This window comes from Acinetobacter sp. V2, assembly GCF_001188385.1.
GTDB classification, from domain to species: Bacteria; Pseudomonadota; Gammaproteobacteria; order Pseudomonadales; family Moraxellaceae; genus Acinetobacter; species Acinetobacter oleivorans.
Genome location: NZ_JZFB01000001.1, coordinates 1,577,484 through 1,581,798, shown reverse-complemented (window position 1 = coordinate 1,581,798; position 4,315 = coordinate 1,577,484). Strand labels below are relative to the sequence as shown.

Here is a 4,315-nt window from a genome sequence, read left to right as displayed (position 1 = left end):
AGAGGTCTCCAGTTCGAGTCTGGATATACCTACCAAGATTTAAAGTCATATAAACTCGAATAGCTTTACATGACTTGAAAAGCCCTAATCTATAATGGTTTAGGGCTTTTTTATTGGTTAATAAAAGATAATATATTTAAAAAAATGTAATCAATAAACATACATCCTATTAATTAACTTCAACGATTTTTGCAAATTTAAAAGTGATTAATTGATATTTTATAGAGACGTTGCCAAGCTATAGAATTCTTAAGTACAGGCTTTTCATTGACTATTTTCTCTAGTATTTTTGCCAATGAATTATCATAAGACTCAATTCTTTGACCAATCACTCTGTCTAACAAGAGAAGAACTTCTTGAGGGTATCTCGTAGTAAGTAAATATTTATCTTCATTGTCTGTTAGCTGATATAGAAAAATTGAAGTTGGTTCAATTTTTCTTAAATATGGTTCGATACTTTTAACAATATCTGTGAAATGGTCAGATGTTTCTATAGCTAAAGCTAATAACCTTTCAGATGTTTTTGAAGTTTGACAGATATTTTCTTTAGGCCAAATATTTTTAAAGAAAAATCTTCCAAAACCTAACCAAGAATTTTCTTTATTAACTATATCTAAAAGTATCCATAGACTATGAGATAACATATCACTATCGAACTTTCTTAAAATTTTCCTTACCTCTAGATTAGTAAATAATTTTTGTCTAGGGTAAGAAAAATAGCAAAACTGTATTAACAGTGATGCTAAATTATTTTTAAATTTTTCACTTTTTGTCCATTCTAAGTCTTTTTCAAACAAATCAATAAAGAATGATTTTAAAGTTAAAATTAATTGATTTGAAGGTCTGTAATTTATGTAAAAGAAACTCTCCCACGCAGCTTCACTATTTTTATTATTTGTATTGAAAATTGGTATTAAATGATATTTAGACCATGTCTCATAATTTTCATACATAAAGTTAAAACGATATATAATCATACTGATAGTATGATAGGAACCTTCTCCTTTACTTTTAAGAGCTAATTCTAATCTCCACAGAGCTTCATTTTGGAATTCATGAGGATTTAGGTCCCAAGCCTCATAAATATTAAAAACAGCATCTACTAGTTGACCTATTGGAGAATTCATAGCATGTTCTAATGTTTTTCTCGATTTTTCAACTTTGCGGCCATGTTTTAAAATTTCTCCAAATGCACTACTGTTAGCTTCTGGACCAATAAGGTTAAATGTATTAAAAATAAAGTCCCACACTCTCCAAAAAAGATCTTGTCGATTTTTACAAGCATCAATAAATCCTCCTTCTAACCATCTGGTCAAAGGGAAGCGACATATAAAAATAATTTCTTTTGGTAGTTTTAAAACAGCATTTCCAATTGCAATTAAATTATCCGGATTTGCATCTGAAGGAATATTCTCAAAAAATTGTATCCAGTATTTTTCTCGATTATTATTCCGTCCCAATTCTTCTAAAAGCTTATTTAACGATTCGCTCAAATTTTTTTCTATAAATCCAATAAAAGGCTTTTTTCTTTCAAACTGAATACTTCTATCTGACTCTAATAAATCCACTTTTTCAAAAAAAGCAGTGCTATCGTTTATTGAATACAATTCATCAAAGGAAGTGTTGGTTGATATCCATCCACTTTGAATTCCAGCCTTTAGACTCTCTTGCTTTATATAATTTTCCTGCCAATTATCAGCATTTTTAATTTTTATAAACTCTTGATTTACATGAGGAGATAGACCTACTTTTGTATGAGATATTTCATTTAGTAGGCGGCTGACTTGATAATTTTTGTAATCTATAAATCTTTCATCAGTCTCATGATCATATTTTTTTCGGTAATTAATAATTTTATGCTCAATAAGTGATCTACTTTCTTTTTTAAGGCTATCCCATTGATTAGATATGAAATGCATAATATCCGATTCAATATAACTACTCCAAAAGAAGTCTTCAGATAGAAGTGTTATATGCTCATCTATATTCCATTTATGAATACTTTTAGAGTTTACCCAAATAAATAGCCTTAATCTGTTGAAAATTAAATCATCATTTTTCGGCCATAATTCAACTATTTCTATTAAAGACTCTTCATTAAATACAGATATCTTTTTTAAGAGATCACACATCCATAGTATTAAATTTCCAATTTTTTTATAAACACTTCTTGGAGGTTCTAGTGGATTTTCAAAATTAATAGGGGGGAAATAAAGGCTATGAAAAAGAACTTTAATTGACTCATCTTTTAAGTTATTAACAAGGTTAATGTATTGTATAAATTTTTCAGAAAGAATTTTAATGACATTCTGAAGATTGTCGTCATGTATTTTTATATTTTCTGATCCATATTCAGGAAAATCTATTTCAAACTTAGAAAATAAATATTTTTCATTTTTTTTAGTTGGTATATATGTTTTATCTAAATTATATTCTGAATGCATAGATAATATTGGGGTTAGAGAATCTTTCAAATAATTAAAATATAAGTCTGATAAAGAATTTGAATTTCTTTCTAAAACTCTTTTTATATCATACCAGTTGGTTTGAGCAGGGAATTTGTTTTTATCAATATGGGTAGTTATATTCTGCTTCCAAAAAATCAAATCACTTTCTTGAAATACTTCCGGAGTATCTATTATTCTTTTTTTTACCTGATTTATAATTTCTGGATGTAAATTGATTTGTTTTTGTGCCCACCATATTGCTGCAGGTTGTTCTGCAACTTTTGAAAACCATATAGCTAAAGCATGAATTCTTGATTGAACATTCCATAGATTTCCATAGTTTATATTTGCTAGACTCTCAGTTAAGGTTGTTCCATTCTCATCAGTTTGAATACTTATATAATCTTGGCCAATTTTATATCTTAAAGGCTCTTTTAAAGATTCCAATTCACTACGACTTGGATCTGTGTCAATTCTATATAAATCAATAGGATCAATTACCAGCTTTTCACCATTAGTATTTTTTATTTCCTCGACTTGTCCTAATCTTATTTTCTTATCAAATACATAAATCCATTCTGAACATGGTGTAGGACTTAATCCCATAAATTTATATGCACCATCTACAGTAGAAATATAGTTTGTAATAATTCCTCTCTCAAAGGGTTCTAGATCTTTTGGAGATTGTTGGGATAATTGATTAATATATTTATCCCACGTTTGCTCATCCCCAGCATATTTTGCCCACTCTGTGACTGTATTCCATAGATCATTGTGATCAGAATATGAAATACCTGTTGCTCCAAGTTGGGACCATTTAGTCTCTATATAACCCTGTTCCCCACGTTCAAAAGCATAAATATTATTTGCATTTGACCGTTCCGAATTTAGCCCTTCAAGCAAATAGCGAACTAAAGTATCATCTCCTGAATAACCAATGAGTACAACAGTTCTGCGTGTTAATAAATTTGAAAGGAATCTTGTTGCCCACCCATGTGATAAATAAGCACTACCAAAATTTTGAGAAGAAATAATTAAATTGTTAAGTTCATTTTTTTTAGGATTAATCCATTTCCCATGAAGATACACAATACCCGATAACGGTTCTTTTGATTGGATATCTGGGAGATATGGGGGAACAAATGATCGGATTTTTTTATTGACTTTTTCAAATAGCAAATCAAAATTTGTCGTAATAATAAAAGGTTCATTTTCTTCGTTTACTGAAAGTTTTAATAAATTTTCATGATTAACTAGAAGTGGTCCTTTAGGCAATTTTAATTCACTCAATAAAATTGCGTCTACGATTTCATCTCCATAAATTCTCTTTAAAGCAGTAAAAGTCCTATCAAATTCTTTATTAAATAGTAATTTCGATATTTCATTGTCATCGCTATCAAGGGCATATAATTTTTCAGCGACATTACGAGTTAATTTTTCAAATGAAGGCAAACCAGCTGGAACAGAAACTCCCGCACCACAGAAAAATAGCAATTCTCCACGCTTTTGAGCATCTATTAATTCATTTGGAATATTTGGACCAGTTGCAGTAAAACGCATTTTAACCCCCAACTTTTTTAATAAGCAGATCTATTTTTAAGTAATTGTTATACAATACGTATATTAAATATTCTATTTCCCAATTTGTCACTAAAACAATTACTTTTTCATCTTTAAGGAAACCTCTTTTTTTAAAGTGCTTTGCTAGAGGTGGCTTTATAAAGTTTTTCTCGATATAGATTTAAGTTTTTTATGAAATTGATATGCAACCTCAAAATCCGTAACCTTTAAACTTTTTAAAAGCTTACAATCTATAAAGTTATAGTCCCCCATAACCCCCTTTATAAACCCCACTTAAACAATAACCA

1 protein-coding gene is annotated in these 4,315 nt (G+C 29.2%); it reads right to left on the bottom strand.

Annotated features, from left to right (window positions below):
* Positions 1 to 197 precede the first annotated feature (197 nt).
* Positions 198 to 4,007, bottom strand: coding sequence for an SIR2 family protein (locus tag UC75_RS07220; RefSeq protein ID WP_049837161.1), 3,810 nt, complete (start codon positions 4,005 to 4,007; stop codon positions 198 to 200).
* Positions 4,008 to 4,315: the final 308 nt, after the last annotated feature.